The sequence below is a fragment of the Bacillus sp. SM2101 genome, from assembly GCF_018588585.1.
Taxonomy (GTDB): Bacteria; Bacillota; Bacilli; order Bacillales; family SM2101; genus Nanhaiella; species Nanhaiella sioensis.
Window position 1 is genome coordinate 1 of the sequence record NZ_JAEUFG010000110.1, and the last position, 1,117, is coordinate 1,117.

The window sequence follows — 1,117 nt, forward strand, 5'->3', positions numbered from 1 at the left end:
TTCAACAAGCCATTCATCAAGTTCTCAGTCCGATATTTGAAAAACAGTTCAGTGAATTTAGTTACGGTTTCAGACCAAAAAGAAGTTGTGAGATGGCAATTATAAAAAGTTTGGAATTTCTGAATGATGAACACGATTGGGTAGTGGACATTGACCTCGAAAGATTTTTCGATACAGTCCACCACGATAAGCTCATGCGAATTATATCTAACACAATAGACGATGGAGATGTTATCTCACTAATAAGAATATACTTAGTTAGTGGGGTTATAGTGAATGGTAGATATGAAGAAACACCAGTCGGGACTCCGCAAGGAGGCAATCTCAGTCCTCTTTTAAGTAACATTATGTTGAACGAACTAGATAAGGAACTAGAAAATAGAGGATTACGATTCGTGAGGTACGCTGATGACAACCTTATCTTTGTGAAGAGCGAGAAAGCAGCTAATCGAGTAATGAAATCAATCGTAGGATTTATAGAAGAGAAACTAGGGTTGATAGTCAATGCCGAAAAGAGTAAAATATCTCGCCCAAAAGAACTGAAATTCTTAGGATTTGGGTACTATTACGACACTAAAAACAAGAGATATCAAGTAAAACCTCACACAAATTCAGTCCAGAAATTCCAAAGGAAACTGAGAAAACTGACAAAGCGAAATTGGAGTATCCAGTTAGACTACCGAATAGTGAAACTTAAACAAGTCATAGTCGGATGGGTGAACTACTTTAGAATCGCAAATATGAAAGTAGTTATGAAACGAATCGATGAGAAGCTACGCTCGAGAATAAGGGTAATCATCTGGAAGCAATGGAAGATACCTAGGAAACAAATCAAATCTCTAACTCAACTAGGGATTCCGAAGGAAGAAGCAAAGGGATTAACATTCTGTCGTAAAGGATACCGTTATATAGGATTATCGAAAGTTGTTCAAAGAGCAATCTCAAATAAAAGGTTAAAGCAGAGGGGAATACCATCTGCTTTAGAACATTATCTGAAAGTACACACTGTAATATAAATTGAAACGCCGTATACGAGATCCGTACGTGAGTCCGTCTAACAATCAGTTTTGTATCTCAATATTTCTTTTTCATTCTCTCGATATCAAGTTTTGTATCA

At 36.6% G+C, this 1,117-nt stretch carries 1 protein-coding gene; it reads left to right on the forward strand.

Going from position 1 to position 1,117, the window contains the following annotated elements; genetic code table 11:
* A partial coding sequence (gene ltrA / locus JM172_RS24465) for a group II intron reverse transcriptase/maturase (protein WP_214484978.1) occupies nt 1-1,016 on the forward strand: 1,016 nt, incomplete at its 5' end.
* Nucleotides 1,017-1,117 lie beyond the last annotated feature (101 nt).